This window comes from Wolbachia endosymbiont (group A) of Epistrophe grossularia (assembly GCF_947251435.1).
Taxonomy (GTDB): domain Bacteria; phylum Pseudomonadota; class Alphaproteobacteria; order Rickettsiales; family Anaplasmataceae; genus Wolbachia; species Wolbachia pipientis.
This window is the reverse complement of sequence record NZ_OX366363.1, coordinates 1100241-1115866: the sequence shown is the minus strand read 5'-3', so window position 1 is coordinate 1115866 and position 15626 is coordinate 1100241. Positions and strand designations below refer to the sequence as shown.

14 protein-coding genes, 2 tRNA genes and 3 pseudogenes are annotated in these 15626 nt (G+C 35.2%); 14 read left to right on the top strand and 5 right to left on the bottom strand.

Going from position 1 to position 15626, the window contains the following annotated elements; genetic code table 11:
- The first annotated feature begins 152 nt into the window (after positions 1-152).
- Both OPR28_RS05505 and OPR28_RS05500 read left to right on the top strand, forming a co-directional pair.
- Positions 153-455, top strand: a complete 303-nt coding sequence (locus OPR28_RS05505; protein ID WP_231115838.1) for a hypothetical protein — start codon at positions 153-155, stop codon at positions 453-455.
- A 107-nt stretch (positions 456-562) separates the two neighbouring features.
- On the top strand, positions 563-2089 hold the full coding sequence (locus tag OPR28_RS05500; RefSeq protein ID WP_265023661.1) for an acyl-CoA carboxylase subunit beta: 1527 nt from the start codon (positions 563-565) through the stop codon (positions 2087-2089).
- 53 nt (positions 2090-2142) lie between these two features.
- On the opposite strand, the gene OPR28_RS05495 is transcribed toward OPR28_RS05500, so the two are convergent.
- Positions 2143-2215: transfer RNA gene (locus OPR28_RS05495), tRNA-Thr, on the bottom strand.
- Positions 2216-2234: 19 nt separating this feature from the next.
- Between OPR28_RS05495 and OPR28_RS05490 the strand changes: the two genes are divergently transcribed.
- The 3 genes from OPR28_RS05490 to pdxH are packed head-to-tail and all read left to right on the top strand — an operon-like array spanning position 2235 to position 3769.
- Positions 2235-2378, top strand: a complete 144-nt coding sequence (locus OPR28_RS05490; protein ID WP_182321034.1) for a hypothetical protein — start codon at positions 2235-2237, stop codon at positions 2376-2378.
- Positions 2344-3159, top strand: coding sequence for a bifunctional DNA-formamidopyrimidine glycosylase/DNA-(apurinic or apyrimidinic site) lyase (gene mutM / locus OPR28_RS05485; protein ID WP_265023660.1), 816 nt, complete (start codon positions 2344-2346; stop codon positions 3157-3159). The genes OPR28_RS05490 and mutM overlap by 35 nt, the downstream gene beginning before the upstream one ends.
- Before the next feature lie 16 nt (positions 3160-3175).
- Entirely contained in the window at positions 3176-3769 is a 594-nt protein-coding gene (gene pdxH, locus OPR28_RS05480; protein ID WP_265023659.1) for a pyridoxamine 5'-phosphate oxidase, read from the top strand.
- A 3-nt stretch (positions 3770-3772) separates the two neighbouring features.
- On the opposite strand, the gene OPR28_RS05475 is transcribed toward pdxH, so the two are convergent.
- A tRNA-Met gene (locus tag OPR28_RS05475) sits at positions 3773-3849 on the bottom strand.
- 60 nt (positions 3850-3909) lie between these two features.
- Here OPR28_RS05475 and OPR28_RS05470 point away from each other — a divergent pair.
- The 7 genes and pseudogenes from OPR28_RS05470 to OPR28_RS05440 form a co-directional block, all read left to right on the top strand.
- On the top strand, positions 3910-6087 hold the full coding sequence (locus OPR28_RS05470; protein WP_265023658.1) for a ComEC/Rec2 family competence protein: 2178 nt from the start codon (positions 3910-3912) through the stop codon (positions 6085-6087).
- A gap of 61 nt (positions 6088-6148) precedes the next feature.
- A complete protein-coding gene (locus OPR28_RS05465; protein ID WP_265023657.1) occupies positions 6149-7447 on the top strand; it encodes an MraY family glycosyltransferase in 1299 nt (432 codons plus the stop codon).
- Between the two features lie 29 nt (positions 7448-7476).
- Positions 7477-8336, top strand: a protein-coding gene (locus OPR28_RS05460) for an IS630 family transposase (RefSeq protein WP_265023390.1) whose coding sequence is annotated in 2 segments (ribosomal slippage) — positions 7477-7798 and positions 7798-8336 — 861 coding nt in all. Because the reading frame shifts where the segments join, the coding sequence is not laid out codon by codon here.
- The gene (locus OPR28_RS05455) at positions 8333-8785 is read left to right on the top strand and encodes a hypothetical protein (RefSeq protein ID WP_265023656.1); all 453 of its coding nucleotides are present in this window, start codon (positions 8333-8335) and stop codon (positions 8783-8785) included. The genes OPR28_RS05460 and OPR28_RS05455 overlap by 4 nt, the downstream gene beginning before the upstream one ends.
- Before the next feature lie 71 nt (positions 8786-8856).
- A pseudogene (locus OPR28_RS05450) lies at positions 8857-9297 on the top strand (pseudouridine synthase); the annotation flags it as partial.
- Between the two features lie 60 nt (positions 9298-9357).
- Positions 9358-10216 (top strand): IS630 family transposase gene (locus OPR28_RS05445; protein WP_265023237.1). Its coding sequence is split into 2 segments (ribosomal slippage): positions 9358-9683 and positions 9682-10216, totalling 861 coding nucleotides; the frame shifts between segments, so codons are not numbered across the junction.
- A gap of 24 nt (positions 10217-10240) precedes the next feature.
- A pseudogene (locus OPR28_RS05440) lies at positions 10241-10678 on the top strand (RluA family pseudouridine synthase); the annotation flags it as partial.
- Between the two features lie 11 nt (positions 10679-10689).
- Here the strand turns inward: OPR28_RS05440 and OPR28_RS05435 are convergent.
- The 3 genes and pseudogenes from OPR28_RS05435 to OPR28_RS05415 form a co-directional block, all read right to left on the bottom strand.
- Complete coding sequence (locus OPR28_RS05435; protein WP_007549043.1) at positions 10690-11040, bottom strand: diacylglycerol kinase; 351 nt, start codon at positions 11038-11040, stop codon at positions 10690-10692.
- A 97-nt stretch (positions 11041-11137) separates the two neighbouring features.
- A pseudogene (locus OPR28_RS07165) lies at positions 11138-11917 on the bottom strand (EndoU domain-containing protein).
- Positions 11918-11966: 49 nt separating this feature from the next.
- The gene (locus OPR28_RS05415) at positions 11967-13163 is read right to left on the bottom strand and encodes a phosphoglycerate kinase (RefSeq protein ID WP_265023653.1); all 1197 of its coding nucleotides are present in this window, start codon (positions 13161-13163) and stop codon (positions 11967-11969) included.
- A gap of 837 nt (positions 13164-14000) precedes the next feature.
- Here OPR28_RS05415 and OPR28_RS05410 point away from each other — a divergent pair.
- Together OPR28_RS05410 and OPR28_RS05405 are read left to right on the top strand one after the other, a co-directional pair.
- Positions 14001-14522: a cytochrome b gene (locus OPR28_RS05410; protein ID WP_010082022.1), complete on the top strand. Its 522-nt coding sequence runs from the start codon at positions 14001-14003 to the stop codon at positions 14520-14522.
- Positions 14523-14527: 5 nt separating this feature from the next.
- On the top strand, positions 14528-15556 hold the full coding sequence (locus OPR28_RS05405) for an NAD(P)H-dependent flavin oxidoreductase (protein ID WP_077188405.1): 1029 nt from the start codon (positions 14528-14530) through the stop codon (positions 15554-15556).
- Positions 15557-15626 lie beyond the last annotated feature (70 nt).

The window sequence follows — 15626 nt, the reverse complement described above, 5'->3', positions numbered from 1 at the left end:
ATAAATTTTATTATGTACAGTGTCCAGAAAAAAGTGTGATCACTCCTGCAAAATTTATGAACTCCCCGGAATTTAAGGACTTAGAATATGGTGCATTGCGAATAGGAGAAGGAGATAATCTAATCTGAATAAAAAGCTGGCAATATCATGATATGCAAGGCAAAGTAAAAATGACCTTTAGGGTAGGCGATGAAAAGATCGAAATGATTTTATCTTCTGAAAAAGCTGAAAGTTTTGGTAAAATAATGGTACATATGGATGACAAAAGTTGTGAAATCTTCTCAAAGTACCTAAAAGAGCTAGAAAAAGAACCTCGTATAAGCAAGGTTGTTGAAGCTGCTAAAAGTTTTGCACAAACGAAAAGCAGTGCAGTTAGTCCACCTCTTTCTAATATGAAAAGTGTTGACACATCGCAACATTTTCAAAGTAGTGACCATGAATCACCAGAGCATTAACAATTATCATACATACATTGTTGCATATAGCAATAGTGTATGTGTATAGTTAGTAGGGTTTGTAAACTTAATAAAGTCTACAACTAATTTGAAAACTACTTTATTGTATGCAAGACTTTAAAATACTAGAAAATCTAAAAACCAAAGCACTAGAAGCTGAAAAAGGAGGCGGTTCTGACAGGATTACCAAACAACATGAAAAAGGGAAATTAACTGCTAGAGAAAGGCTCAGTATATTGCTCGATGAAAGTTCTTTTGCAGAATACGATAAATTCGTAAAACATCATGCAAATGATTTTGGCATGCAAAATGCTAATTTTTTAGGTGATGGGGTAGTGATTGGTCATGGTACTATTTATGGCAGAAAAGTTTTTGTTTATTCTCAGGATTTTACTGTCTTTGGTGGTTCACTTGGTGCGTCACATGCAAAAAAAATATGCAAAATTATGGATATGGCAATTAATGCCAGAGTTCCAATTATCGGACTAAATGATTCTGGTGGAGCCAGAATTCAGGAAGGAGTAAATTCTCTTGCTGGTTATGGAGAAATTTTTCAAAGAAACGTAAATGCATCGGGTGTTATACCACAAATTTCTTTAATTATGGGCCCATGTGCAGGAGGTGCAGTTTATTCCCCAGCATTAACTGACTTTACTTTCATGGTGAAAAACAGTTCATATATGTTTATAACCGGGCCAGATGTAGTAAAAAAGGTTACCTACGAAGATGTAAGTTTCGAAGACCTCGGTGGAGCAAAAATTCATACAAGCAAAACAGGAGTAGCGGATTTTGCATTCAATAATGATGTTGAAATGCTGCTAAAAATGCGTGAATTCTTTACTTTCTTACCAGCAAATAATCAAGAATCACCAAAATCTGCACCAATCTGTAATGATGTTGACGACATTGATGAATCCTTAAACACTCTAATTCCTACCAATCCTAATACTCCTTATGATATGTATGAACTCATTGAAAAAGTTTGTGATGAAAGGAATTTCTTTGAACTGAAACCTGATTTTGCTCGTAATATCATAACTGGTTTTGGTAGAATTGGAGGAAATACTGTTGGTATTGTTGCAAATCAACCTATGCACCTTGCAGGATGTTTGGATATTGATTCTTCAAGAAAAGCTGCGAGGTTTGTAAGGTTTTGTGACGCATTTAACATTCCGATCATCACACTTATTGATGTTCCAGGATTTTTGCCGGGTACAAATCAAGAATACAATAATATAATACAACACGGAGCGAAACTGCTTTACGCTTACGCTGAAGCGACCGTGCCGAAAATTAGCCTTATCACTAGAAAAGCGTATGGTGGTGCATACATTGTTATGAATTCGAAACATCTAAAAGGTGATATAAATTATGCCTGGCCAACTGCTGAAATAGCTGTGATGGGCCCTGAAAGTGCAGTTGAGATTATATTTCGACACGAAAAAGATCAGCAAACGTTAATTAAAGAATACAAAGAAAAGTTCGCTAATCCATTTTTTGCTGCATCACATGGATACATTGATGACATTATAGTGCCAAGTAAAACAAGGTATCACTTTTATAAAGCATTAGAGCTACTCAAAAACAAGAAGGTAGAAAGGATATGGAAAAAGCATGACAACTTACCTCTTTAACTTTCTTTTAAGCCTTGCTTACAAGTTATGCAATATTATAAGTATAATCAGTGTGCCGTTACCAAGATTCGAACTTGGGACCTCGTCATTACCAATGACGTACTCTACCACCTGAGCTACAACGGCAAGTTCACATATTATGATAATGAATAACATAAAAAAAAATAAGGAAAAAGAAGAAGAGAGAAAAAGATTAGCGAAAGCTTTAAAGCAAAATATTTTAAAAAGAAAAAAGCAGCAACAGAGTAGACAAGATGCCAGAATTACCGGAAGTGGAAGTAATCTCTAATTTTTTGCTTGATAAAATTAAAAACAAGCAAATTAGTAATGTCATAGTTAATAATTGGAATTTACGTGCCCCAATAACAAAAAATATTGATGATGTGCTAAAGGGCAGAGTCATAAATGATATTAAACGTAGAGGTAAGTACATAATCTCGAATACAGATGATAGTATGGCTGTCATCATACATCTTGGCATGAGCGGAAAGCTTATATATGCTGACCACGATCAAGTGCGGAATAAGCACGATCACGTGGTATTTTTATTTTCCGATAATACTTCAATAATCTTTAATGATCCAAGAAGATTTGGATTAGTTATTACTTTAAGCAAAGAACAAGAAATAAATTTTTTTGACGGTTTCGGAATAGAGCCCCTCACGGATGAATTCAGTGGAGACTATTTACAGGAGTTGCTGAAAAACAAAAAAGTGAATATCAAATCAGCATTAATGGATAATAAATTAATAGTTGGCGTAGGGAATATATATGCTTCTGAAAGTTTGTTTAGAGCCCGCATATCACCACTCAGGTCAGCAAAAGACTTGACCTATAGAGAGTGCGAAAAACTTGCTGCTGAAATAAAAAATACTCTGAGTGACGCAATTGCTGCAGGTGGTTCAACACTGAAGGATTATGCACAGCCATCTGGATCTGCTGGATACTTTCAAAATAACTTTTATGTATATGGTAAAGTTCAAAAACCTTGCAAGATTTGCAATAATATCATAACACTTATACGACAAAATGGCCGTAGCACTTATTTTTGCAACGCGTGCCAGAATTAAGATTTTATTTTTTGATATGATATTTTCACTTGAAAAAGATCCATTTGATTTGTTTTCAAAGTGGTACAAAGCAGTACTTAATTCTCCGTGTGAACAACCAACTGCAATGACGCTAGCAACTTGTAGCAAAGACTGTATTCCATCTGCAAGAGTGGTATTACTAAAGGAATATAGCAAAGAAGGTTTTGTGTTTTTCACTAACGTAAACAGTAAAAAAGGGAAAGAATTGACTGAGAACCCCAAAGCTGCGTTAGTGTTTCATTGGATAGAATTTGCTAGGCAAGTGCGAATTGAAGGAGAGGTTAAACTTCTAAACGATGAAAGAACTGACAAATACTTCTCTTCTCGAGCGCTGGGTAGTCAAATTAGCGCATGGTGCTCAAAACAATCGAGCGTTTTGAAAAATTGGCAAGACTTCGAGCAAGCTATCAAACTGAGGGAGAAGGAATTTTACAACACACAAGTTCCCCGTCCTGACTTTTGGGTGGGATTTTGTGTAATCCCAAAAGTAATTGAATTTTGGCAAGAAGGTGAATATAGGAAGCATATTAGATTTAGATACACTCTTGTTGAGGGAAGCGATTGGAAAGTGGAACAACTATATCCTTAAAAATGGTTGCGGGAGTAGGATTTGAACCTACGACCTTCAGGTTATGAGCCTGACGAGCTACCGAGCTGCTCCATCCCGCGTCGTTGTTTATTTAGTTATTATATATACAATAATAGAAAATAAAAGAACAAAATCACCCCATGGTTGTAACTTTTCTCGACATAATAGTTAGTTATATACGTCATAATGAAAAATATAACTTGATACTGTGGCTTCCTGTTTTTCAGTGTGCAGGAATTTTAACCTATTTTTCCCTAAGTTTTGAACCAAGCTGCATATCTATTTTTCTTTTGCTTTTACCCACACTAATTTTGATTGCAATATTGTATAAAAGGTACGCGATATTGTGTATCGCTTTAATTGCAGTGCTCATAGGATTTACAGCTAGTAAATTAAGAACAGCTTTAGTTGATACTCAAATTCTTGATAAAGAGAGATATGTAAAAGATATCGTTGCCACAGTGAAGGATATTAACGACAGGGGCTCATATAAACAATTTCTGCTTTCTGTTGAAAAATCCCCTACTATCTCAAAATCCTCTCCTGTTATCCCAGTGCCCCCTTTTGTCATCTCAGCGCCCTCTTCTGTCATCCCAGTGCCCCCTTTTGTCATCCCAGTACTTGACCTTACCCAGAAAAAAAAGATATGGATTCCAGCGTCACGCGCTGGAATGACACCGGATAGAGCTCTAGATAACATCAGAATATCAGTTAGAACCAAAGTGGAAAAAGGCATTAAAATAGGCGATCAAGTAAAATTATCAGCAAAACTCTTCCCTCTAAAGATTGCGCCTTCGGAGTATGCATACGATTTTGCAAGAATAGCATATTACCAGAAAATAAGTGCAACAGGTTTTGCGACAAGCAAAATAGCCCTACACAAAAAGGCTGAAGCAAGGCAATTTCTAGAGTATATAGAATCTTTCCGTCAATACATTTATGAAAACCTGCAGCAAAATATCAAAAAACCACATGCGGATATAATCTCTGCATTACTGATCGGTAAAAAAGATGGCATAGATCAAAAAACTATGGACGCGATACGAGATTCAGGTATAGCACATTTGTTTGCCATATCTGGTTTGCATTTATCATTCGTTGCTGGTCTGTTTTTTGTAGTGTTTCGTAATTTATTCGCAATATCTGAAACTTTGACTCTTAAGTATAACACCAAGAAAATATCTGCATTCCTTACTATCTTGCCAACCACGTTTTATTTGTTGATTACCGGTATGCAAATTTCTGCTCAGCGTGCCTACATCATGGTGATTTTAGTACTCGTTGCAATAATGATAGAGAGAAAATATCGAGGGTTAATAGCAATTGCGTTTGCTGCTGCAGTGATACTTATCATAGAACCTGAAGCAATTTTAAAGCCAGGCTTTCAGATGTCATTTTCTGCTGTTTTGGCACTGGTTGCCAGTTATCAGATCAATGCCAACAAATTATTCAAAATAAAAATAATGAAATATTTTGTGTCGATAATGATCAGCTCAGTAATAGCAAGTTTAGCAACTGTTCCGTATACGATATATAATTTTAATTATTTTTCAATTAGTGGCATTATCACAAATTTAGTTGCTATACCAATAGTTACATTAATTATTATTCCACTTGGAATAATTTATGTCTTATTGATTCCTTTAGGTATTGAATGGATTATAGCGCCATTTATAGAGCGCCCAATTGACAGTATCTTGTATATAACAAATGCAATCGCTAGTCTTCAGTATTTGGTTATTCCCATTCGTACTTTTCCTGCCTCATCAATTATTATAATAACATTTGGGTTATTGTGGCTGTGCTTGTGGGAAAGAAATTGGCGTTTTTTGGGATTTTTTTTTATTGTACTAGGTATTTGCTTTAGCGCTGCATATAAAACCCCCGACATCCTAATAAATGCTGATAATGTTGCTGTAAAAGAAAGTGATAACTTACTATATTCTCTCACCAGGAAAAATAGGAACTTTGTTGTCAAAACATGGGCGAAGCAAAATGTGCAGAACCAAATTTTGAATCATAAAAAATACAATAACTCAGATAAAAGGCTAAAGTGTAACGATTATGGCTGCATATATAATAAAGGAAATAATAAATTAGTGCTGCTAGCTTATAAAAAAGAAGATATTTCAGAAAATTGTGATAAAGTTGATTTAACAATTCAATTAAGTGAATTCGACTATTCAGCTTGCAACGCTAAAATTATTAAACATGCTGATCTAGAAACGTATGGCACACATTCTGTTTGGTTAACAAATCGTTACGTAAAGATTAATACAGTGCGCTCCAATAGGCCTTGGCACATGTTGAAAAATTAAGAAACTTGATTTTAAGGTTTGGTTAATGTATACCTAAATAAGTTTAAACTAGAAAAATGTTATGGTTACAGACACTCAAGATCCTTTCAAAGACTATTTTGATTTTTTAGGATTTAGAAAACTTTCTGACCAGCCCAGTAGAATTTTGAGCTCTATAAGAAAGTATTCTGGTACTATATCGATAGCAAGTACCATTGCTACTCTTATAGCATTTACTGCCTTTTCTATTCAGCCTGTTACAGTAAGTATTGCTGGGTTTGCGTTCACGCCAGCACCTCTTGCCTTTATTCCTCTTGCAGTTTTCTTATTTACTGCTGTTATAAACTTTATAAATACACAAAAAATAAAAGAGAATGAGATAGATAAAAAAGTAGGAAACTATCAAGTTGATGAACAGTACAGCCAGATTGTTCAAGAAGCCGAAAAAATTGAAATTGTAACAAATTTAGATCGTAAGAGGAAAAAGCTTTCAATAGTTTTACCAAATTCTAAGACGCAGAGAGAAATACTAGAAGATATAGAAGCAGAAAATAGAAATAGGATTCTCTTGTTTACTGGATCATATGTATTTGGTACTATTATAGTAGTTTCAGCAATATCACAATCCATTAATGCTCCAATAATATTAATAGCTTTATTAGTCGCTATTCTTTTATGCATCATATCAACACTTAGCAATCTAATAAGTAATAGCGTGGATCATGAAAATCATACTATTAGAAAACACAGTTCTTTAGGTCTTCTATTTCCATACTGGTCTGGAAAGGGCATGGTTGTATCAGTAGTAGAAAATAAGCTTGGTAAAAGGGAAAATGAACTAATATCTCTAATGAAAAAACTACTTAGTCCGCTTTGCAACTCATTTGACAGTAACCTTAAAAAAGCTTGCGATTTACTTGATAATAGTCTTTTAAAGCCTGCAAATATTAACATTAAAGAAACGCTTGATCACCTAAAAAAAATCAGAGAAGACATCAAAAAAGATTTAGATTGGCTACATGCAGAAATTTCAGAAGTTTTAAACAACACTAAAGAATTGACAAAAAAAGCACATTCACTAGATATTGAAGGTACTTTTTCTAGGTTAGAGAATGCTATTAAAATTGCTGAAGATAAGATTGAACGATTTGAACCAAGCCGCTTTGTAGGCTGGCTTCAATCAACTACGCAGTCTAATAATAACGAGTTCCTTAGCATGCTAAAAAAGTTAAAAGAGGATACAGAAGAGGAAAAAACGGAATTGAAGGAGCAATTAAACGTAGTAAGGAATGAATTAGAAGAAATAAAAAAGAAGCAAGCTCAACCAAGTACGCCTGATTTAGAAGCTATAGCACTTCTCATAATAGTCCAAAAAAGGTAAGATATGGATTTATAGTAGTGATGGTAAGCATGCCAGCAGCATATAGTTATGACTTAAGGAAAAAGGTAATGGAAGCATTGGATGAAGGAGAGAGTGGAGAAACTGTTGCCAAGAGATTTAAGATTGGAAAAACAACTTTATATGAGTGGAAGAAAAGACGTGAGAAAACGGGAGATTTTCAGTCAAAAAAGCCTGGAAGCGTGGGCTATAACCATAAAATTACCGACTGGAATGCATTTACCGAATTTGCAAATGAGCAAGGTGGTAAAACTCAGTCAGAGATGGCTAAGCTTTGGGGCAATATTAGTAGACAAACGATTCATCGAGCACTTAAAAATATAGGATTCACAAGAAAAAAAAGACCTACGGGTATAAAGAAAGAAATGAGGAAAAGCGAGCTCAATTTGCAAGGGTTATAGCGACAAAAGAACCTAAAAACTTAGTGTATATAGATGAGTCTGGCATTGATAACACTGAAGACTACCCCTATGGGTATTGCCAGAAAGGACAGCGGTTTTATGCCCTAAAATCTGGAAAGAAAACTCAACGAATCAGTATGGTTGCAGCCTTAAGTAGAAGAAAGATAGTTGCTCCATTAACCTTTGAAGGCCACTGTAATATGGATGTTTTTAATGGATGGTTTGAGCAATTTTTGACACCAATCTTGGAACCTGGACAAACTGTCATTCTTGACAATGCTACTTTTCATAAGTCTGATAAGATTATCGAGCTTGCTAAAGGAGTTGGTGCAGAAATTTTGTATCTGCCTCCATATTCTCCAGATTTCAACAAAATTGAGCATTATTGGTTTGCTATAAAAAACAGAGCCAGGAAAAACATTCCTCTATTCGAATCCTTTCGTCGTGCTGTTGATTCTGCCTTCCTATGACCTGTTCGGACTATTATGAGAAATGCTATAACAATGGAAATAATACTAATAAATTATTAGTATTAGAAAATAAAGTCAAAGAACTACGTGACACAGTTAGAAAGTTAGAGCTGGAAGCAGAACAAAATAAGCTGCAGCAAAAGAAGGAAAAGTTAGAGCAAAAAAAATCTGAACAAGAAAAAACAGATGAATGGAAAGAAAAAATCAACGGCAAACCAAGTGACTTTCTATATTATTTATTAGAATCTATTAAGCTGGAAGAAAAAGATAATAAAGAAAAAAAGGTTGAGGCAACATTACGAAATTTTGATAATAAAATAATAATTCACTGGAAAGATGGCTCTCAAACAATTTGCCATATTAAAAAACAAGGTGATCTTCCTAGTACAAAAGTTGATTTTGTAGATCAAAATATTCAAGCAGCATTTGCAGTAGCTCGCGCGGGGTAGTTGTTATAGACCACTTAGAAGTAACCTTAAGTGTTAATAATGATAAAGAGAAATTAAGGTTAGACACCTATATAGCTGAAAAATGCAACATATCACGCAGCAAAGCGCAAAGATTGATACAAAATGAGCAGGTGAAATTACTTGGCACACCGATAATTAATAATGACCACATAGTAAAATCAGGTGAAGAGTATATAGTACATCTCGTTCAACCTGACATATCCACATCAATTGAGCCTAATTATGACATAAAACTTGATATCGTCTATGAAGATGAGGACATTATAGTTCTGAGTAAACAAAGTGGATTAACAGTGCACCCAGGTGCTGGGACAAACAATGATACGCTTTTGAACGCAGTTATCGCTCACCTTAATGTAAGACCAGGAATTGTTCATAGACTCGATAAAGATACTAGTGGGCTAATGGTAATTGCAAAAAATGAAGCAGCCCATAGTTTTTTGTCTGAATTGTTATCGAATCGCAAAATAAAGCGGGAATACTTAGCAGTATAGCTCTTCTCATAATAATCCAAATAAGGTAAGATATGGATTTATGGTAGTGGGGTTTGTATGCCAGCAGCGTATAGTTATGACTTAAGGAAAAAAGCAATGGAAGCATTGGATGAGGGAGAAAGTAGAGCAACTGTTGCCAAGAGATTTAAAATTGGAAAAACGACTTTATATGAGTGGCAGAAAAGGCGTGAGGAAACAGGAGATTTTCAGTCAAAAAAGCCTGGAAGCGTAGGATATAACCATAAAATTACCGACTGGAATGTCTTCACCGAATTTGCAAAAAACCATGGCGGCAAAACTCAGTCAGAGATGGCTAAACTCTGGGGCAATATCAGTCGACAAACGATTCACCGCGCACTTAAAAATATTGGCTTTACAAGAAAAAAAGACCTACGGATATAAAGAAAGAAATGAAGAAAAGCGAGCTCAATTTGCAAAGGTTATAGCAACAAAATATCCTGAAAATCTTGTATATATTGACGAATCTGGGATAGACAATACAGAAGACTACCCATACGGATATTGCAGAAAAGGAGAGAGGTTTCATTCACTAAAATCAGGTAAAAAAACTCAGCGTGTCAGTATGATTGCAGCTCTAAATAAAAAGAAAATCATTGCTCCATTGACCTTTGAGGGATACTGCAACAAGGATGTTTTTGAGGCTTGGTTTGAGCAGTTTTTGACTCCAATTTTAAGGTCTGGCCAAACTGTAATTCTTGATAACGCTGCTTTCCATAAATCTAAAAAAATCGATGATCTTGCTAAAGGAGTAGGTGCTGAAATTCTTTATCTTCCTCCATATTCTCCAGACTTTAACGAAATTGAGCATCATTGGTTTGCTATAAAGAACAGAGCTAGAAAAAATATCCCTATTTTTCAGTCTTTCCGTCAAGCTGTTGATTCTGCTTTTTTATGATTTGTTCTGACTATTATGAGAAGAGCTATAGTTTGGGGAACATTATCTTCTCAGCAAGGCACGATAAAAACTAACATTGCTCCCAAACGCGGTAATAAAGAAATGATGTGTGTAACAAAAATCACAGGCAAATTAGCAATCACTCACTATTTAGTGCAAAAAGTTATAGGACAAGTAAGCCTCGTTAAATGCACTTTAGAGACAGGCAGAACACACCAAATTCGAGTCCACATGAGCCACATAGGACATTCCATAGTTGGTGATCAAGTTTATGGAAAAAATAGTAGTAAAAGCACAAAATATGCTAAAAACTCTAGTTTCATTCGTAATTTCAATAGACAAGCACTACATGCTTATACACTGGGCTTATACCACCCAAAAAGTAAGGAATACATGGAATTTGTCTCTGATTTACCGCAAGATATAAAAACTTTAATTGGTGAGTTTGACAACATATCTTAATAACATTCGTATTAACCTATCAATATTATCATCCATGTTATCAGGAAGTTAATTAATGAAAGAAAAACTGCTGCACTACCTAGATCTTTCACCTTTTTTGAAAGTATGTGTTGTTCACTGGAAATACGCTCAATTGTCGTTTCAAAAGCAGTGTTAACAATTTCCACAATTAACACCAGGAATAGGCTGCTTATCATTACTGCACGTTCTAGATTACTTACATCCAAAACAAACAAAATTGAGACACATACTATAAAAAGCAGTAACTCCTGTCTGAACGCAATTTCTGATATAAAAGCTGATTTTATTCCTTCACAAGAGTATTGAATTGCTTTTATTAGACGAATAATGCCCTTCTTCATTATTATTCACAAAACCCTTTAATCAAAATTTTAACTCATTTGGATTTGCTACACCCTATAGCATTTTTATCATTTGTTCACCCTATTGGTTTTGAAATTAAGATTTACTGCAACTACAATAAGTACTCTTATCATCACATTTTGGTGTTAAGTCAGGATAGAACGTGAGTATAGCATCATTCTTTCTTACAAACACTGATTGATAATTGTCATCTTCCATTTCATATAGACACATTCCATCTTTTCCTAATTCCTTAAACGCCTTAGTTGCAGAAATTATCGGCATGAAGGTTATATGCGTATCCATTTGGGCATTTAACTTTCACTTCCCCATCCTTACCCAAATATTTCATTCCAAATGTATAAACCGGCGGCTTAATATCTGATTCATTGCACAGGATTCCAACTGCCCATTTATCCTCTTGAGCTTCAACATATCTACCTACAAAATGCATACCACCTAATTTATCGTTTGGCTCACCACAAAAAATATGTCCAAACCCTATAGTTTCTTTTTCACTTCCACTATTTGTAAACCAAATGTTAGCCAGTTCATCTTTAAGTAACTCCAAATCCGCATCTGGCGTAATCACTTATATATTCCTTTCACTACTTCTTGATGCTGCGGACAACTAAGTAAAATTTTGAAATCTTCTTTATCTGGATGTGCTCCCCAATCTCCACAAACTTTCAACACTCCTCTATCGAAGTCAGTTAATTCTGAAACGGTGGCTGGTTGTGAACTGAAAAATGGTTCAAAATTGACTTCAACATTTTCTTCTACATAGCCGGTGTGAAAATAATGATCCTTAATATAAAAAATAAATCCTATTATTGGTATTATTAAACACAAAATTAGTTTAACTGTCTTCGACATAATCACGTTCACAAAAAAGCTAGCCTATAAAAAATAATTTAAAAAAGTTTTAATCTAATCGTTTTTGCAGAGCAGCAACTCCCGGCATTTCATCGCCACTTAACCAATCTAAAAATGCTCCTCCACCAGTGGAAACATATGTAAAATCCTTATCGGTAAGGCCTGCAGCGCTTATTGCAGATAGACTATCGCCTCCCCCTATTATGCTGGTTAACTTTCCTTTGTGCGTTAAGTCACTTACGATTTTCACTACCCCTATTGTACCACTTGCAAAAGCTGAATGTTCAAAAACACCAATAGGTCCATTCCACAGCAGAGTCTTACTGCTTGCTATTATACTGCTTATTGTACTCAAAGTTTGTGGTCCGATATCCAAAATTATATCACCGTCCAAAATGGACTCAGTTCTTCTTGAAATACTAGTGCTGTAATCAGAGTTTACTGCAACCAGAACGTCTTCTGGCACAACTATTTTGCAATTGTTTTTATTTGCTGTTTCAAGAATATTATGCAGAAGGTCGTCAACACCATTTTGAAAGAAAGATTTCCCTATATTTACTTTGCTAAATGACAAAAAATTATTGGCTATTGCACCACCTAGAACTAGGTAATCAACCTTTTCTGTTAGCTTCATAAGCACTTTTATTTTAGTTGATATTTTAGCTCCCCCAACTATCGCAGTAATAGGTTTAGCTTTAAACGATACAGCTTTTTCAAGATACTTTAGCTCATCTTGCAAGCAAAACCCTGCATAAGAGGGTAAAAATTCTGTAATGCGTGAAATAGAAGCGTGAGCTCTGTGAGAGCAAGAAAATGCATCATTTACATATATATCCGCCAGAGATGCTAATTGTCTGGCAAAGTTTGCATCATTCTCCTTTTCCCCTTCATAAAATCTTAGATTCTCCAGTAATATTATATCTCCTGCATCCATAGCACTCACTGCTTTTTGCACTTTTTCACCAACGCAATCATCAATGAATTTCACTTTTTTATTTAGTAACTGTGATAAAATGTCAATTATATTTTTTAGTGACAGATTATCGTCTCTAGCCTTTGGGCGTCCGAAATGCGATATAATAATAATCTTTGCACTCGCATTCACTAAATACTGAATAGTAGGCAATGCTCTCAAAATACGAGTGACGTCACGAATTTCTCCATCTTTTATAGGAACATTGAAGTCAACTCTGAGTAAGACGGTTTTATTGTGAAGATCACAATTTTCTATACTAGGTATATTCATTACAAAATTGAAGCTATAAAGTCACTATACAGCAGTTTGATCTAAAGTAAAGTTTTAAGCTTACGAACGTTTAAGGAAATTTGCATGCCAAACGCTTGACACTGGAACCTTATCGTCATGCCATCACGAACCGTCATACCGCCGGGTATCTCTTAGCCGCTAACACGTAGCGGGATACTTGACCTTTACAGGGATGACGATTGTCGTTTAGCCATAAATATTTAATAAATTTACTAAACAGAAAAAAAGGCAAAAGAAGCCCCGTGGTTGGCTAATTACTTACATTATACTTTCAAGTATGGCGTTTTTTTATTCTAAACGCTTAATAACCGCGATTTAGCTGCTTTTTAATGCAACTAACCTTTAGTCATAAATGTTTAAGAAATTTACTAAACAGAAAAAAAGGCAAAAGAAACCCTAGGGTAGCTAATTATTCACTATCCATTTTTTAAGTTGGCGTTTTTTGATGTTTTAAATGCTTTATAAGCGTATTTCAGCTTGTATAGGTAAAAACCTAGAAATTTGATAAAGACATAGAGTGCACATAGTGCAAAAAATTAAACATGAGACGCCAGATACGTTGAGTTTTTTTGTCATTTAATCTGTACAGAGAAGATAAATAAATAGCTTCAGTTTCATGATAAGGGGGCTAGCGAAGGGTGTCAAGTAAGTTTTGCATTTGATCCGTTTCTATGACTTAGATGCCAGTGCCTGCTACTTGACTCTCGGCTGGGTCGAATTTGTATAGCTACATTGTCGGTAAATCTAAATTGCTTTAATAATTTTGATTGAAAAATAGTTTTTCTATTATATAAATGCTACTTTAGGGTAATCAAAATGGAAGACGATAAATATAGCCTAGGTTTAAGGGTTATCCATTGGTTGATGGCTGTTTTTATTATCGGTATGCTTTGCTCTGGACTTTATATGAAAAGCTTACCACTTAGCAATGAAATTAAGTTCAACATATACGCTATTCATAAGGCTTGCGGTATCACTATTCTTGGATTAATCATAGTACGCATATTTTTTCGCGTCTTTACTTATGTTCCACCACTTCCAGCAAATTTTTCTCGGTTTGTAATCAATATAAGTAAAGCAGTACACTTTGGTTTATATTCTTTGATGGTGCTAATGCCACTATCTGGCTATGTCATGTCTTCTGCTTCTGGCAAACAGATCAAATATTTTTTTCATATCCCTTTGTTGATTAATCAAAACAAAGATCTAGCTAACACGGCTAACGAGCTACATTCGATGCTTGCATATTTTATGGTACTCTTTATAATCTTACATATACTTGGCGCCTTAAAACACACATTTATAGATAAACAAAACATTTTTAAACGTATGATATAGGTTATATGTTAAGTAGCCTCTGGAAAAAAGGAACAGATTTTCTTGGCAGTGAGTTTGCTATAATGGGTGGTGCTATGAGCTGGGTTTCAGAGAGAAACTTGGTCTCAGCAATCTCAAACGCTGGTGGTTTTGGTGTGATTGCATGTGGTGCAATGTTCCCAGACTTACTGGAAAAAGAAATCATAGAGACACAAAAATTAACTAACAAGCCATTTGGTGTAAACCTAATTACTATGCACCCAAAGTTGAGTGAGTTGATAGATGTGTGTATTGAAACGAAAGTGAGCCATATAGTGCTTGCCGGTGGACTGCCAACAAAGCCTAATATAGAAAAAATCAAGGGTGCAGGCATTAAAGTTATGTGCTTTGCACCAGCATTAAGCCTTGCGAAAAGGTTAGTAAAAATGGGAGTAGATGCATTAATAATAGAAGGAATGGAAGCAGGTGGGCACATAGGGCCAGTCAGCACTTCTGTTCTTGCACAAGAGATATTGCCTCATTTTAAAAATGAACAAATACCAGTGTTTGTTGCAGGTGGAATAGGAAGAGGCGAAATGATAGTTAATTACCTGGAAATGGGGGCAAGTGGCTGTCAAATAGGTACATTATTTGTCTGCACTAATGAGTCAATTGCCCACAAAAATTTTAAGGAAGTGTTTATTAAATCAGCCGCACGTAATGCAATACCTTCTGTACAGATAAGTGCTGATTTTCCTGTAATTCCTGTAAGAGCTATAGCCAACAAAGCAAGCGATGACTTCATGAAGCGTCAAAAAGAAGTTATTGATGAATACCAAAAGGGACAGATCTCAAAAGAAGATGGGCAGCTTGAAATAGAAAAGTTCTGGGCTGGAGCTTTAAGAAGGGCAGTGATTGAAGGAGATGTTGAAACAGGATCTTTAATGGCCGGCCAAAGTGTTGGCATGGTTGATAGGGAAAAGCCTGTAAAAGAAGTAGTGGATATGTTAGTTCAACAAGCAAAGAATCATATTAATAGCAAATCTGTAGAAGTAGAAAGCCCAGAAAGCAAATAGTTAAGCGACCTTCCAATAAGCAAGTTGCCGCAATTATTTATAATATGGCATAATTGCCCAGTTTTAATGT

Coding starts and splice junctions, on each gene's coding strand:
- OPR28_RS05505 (WP_231115838.1), top strand. CDS start 153: ATGCAAGGCAAAGTAAAAATGACCTTTAGGGTAGGCGATGAAAAGATC.
- OPR28_RS05500 (WP_265023661.1), top strand. CDS start 563: ATGCAAGACTTTAAAATACTAGAAAATCTAAAAACCAAAGCACTAGAA.
- OPR28_RS05490 (WP_182321034.1), top strand. CDS start 2,235: ATGAATAACATAAAAAAAAATAAGGAAAAAGAAGAAGAGAGAAAAAGA.
- mutM (WP_265023660.1), top strand. CDS start 2,344: ATGCCAGAATTACCGGAAGTGGAAGTAATCTCTAATTTTTTGCTTGAT.
- pdxH (WP_265023659.1), top strand. CDS start 3,176: ATGATATTTTCACTTGAAAAAGATCCATTTGATTTGTTTTCAAAGTGG.
- OPR28_RS05470 (WP_265023658.1), top strand. CDS start 3,910: ATGGTTGTAACTTTTCTCGACATAATAGTTAGTTATATACGTCATAAT.
- OPR28_RS05465 (WP_265023657.1), top strand. CDS start 6,149: ATGGTTACAGACACTCAAGATCCTTTCAAAGACTATTTTGATTTTTTA.
- OPR28_RS05455 (WP_265023656.1), top strand. CDS start 8,333: ATGACCTGTTCGGACTATTATGAGAAATGCTATAACAATGGAAATAAT.
- OPR28_RS05435 (WP_007549043.1), bottom strand. CDS start 11,040: ATGAAGAAGGGCATTATTCGTCTAATAAAAGCAATTCAATACTCTTGT.
- OPR28_RS05415 (WP_265023653.1), bottom strand. CDS start 13,163: ATGAATATACCTAGTATAGAAAATTGTGATCTTCACAATAAAACCGTC.
- OPR28_RS05410 (WP_010082022.1), top strand. CDS start 14,001: ATGGAAGACGATAAATATAGCCTAGGTTTAAGGGTTATCCATTGGTTG.
- OPR28_RS05405 (WP_077188405.1), top strand. CDS start 14,528: ATGTTAAGTAGCCTCTGGAAAAAAGGAACAGATTTTCTTGGCAGTGAG.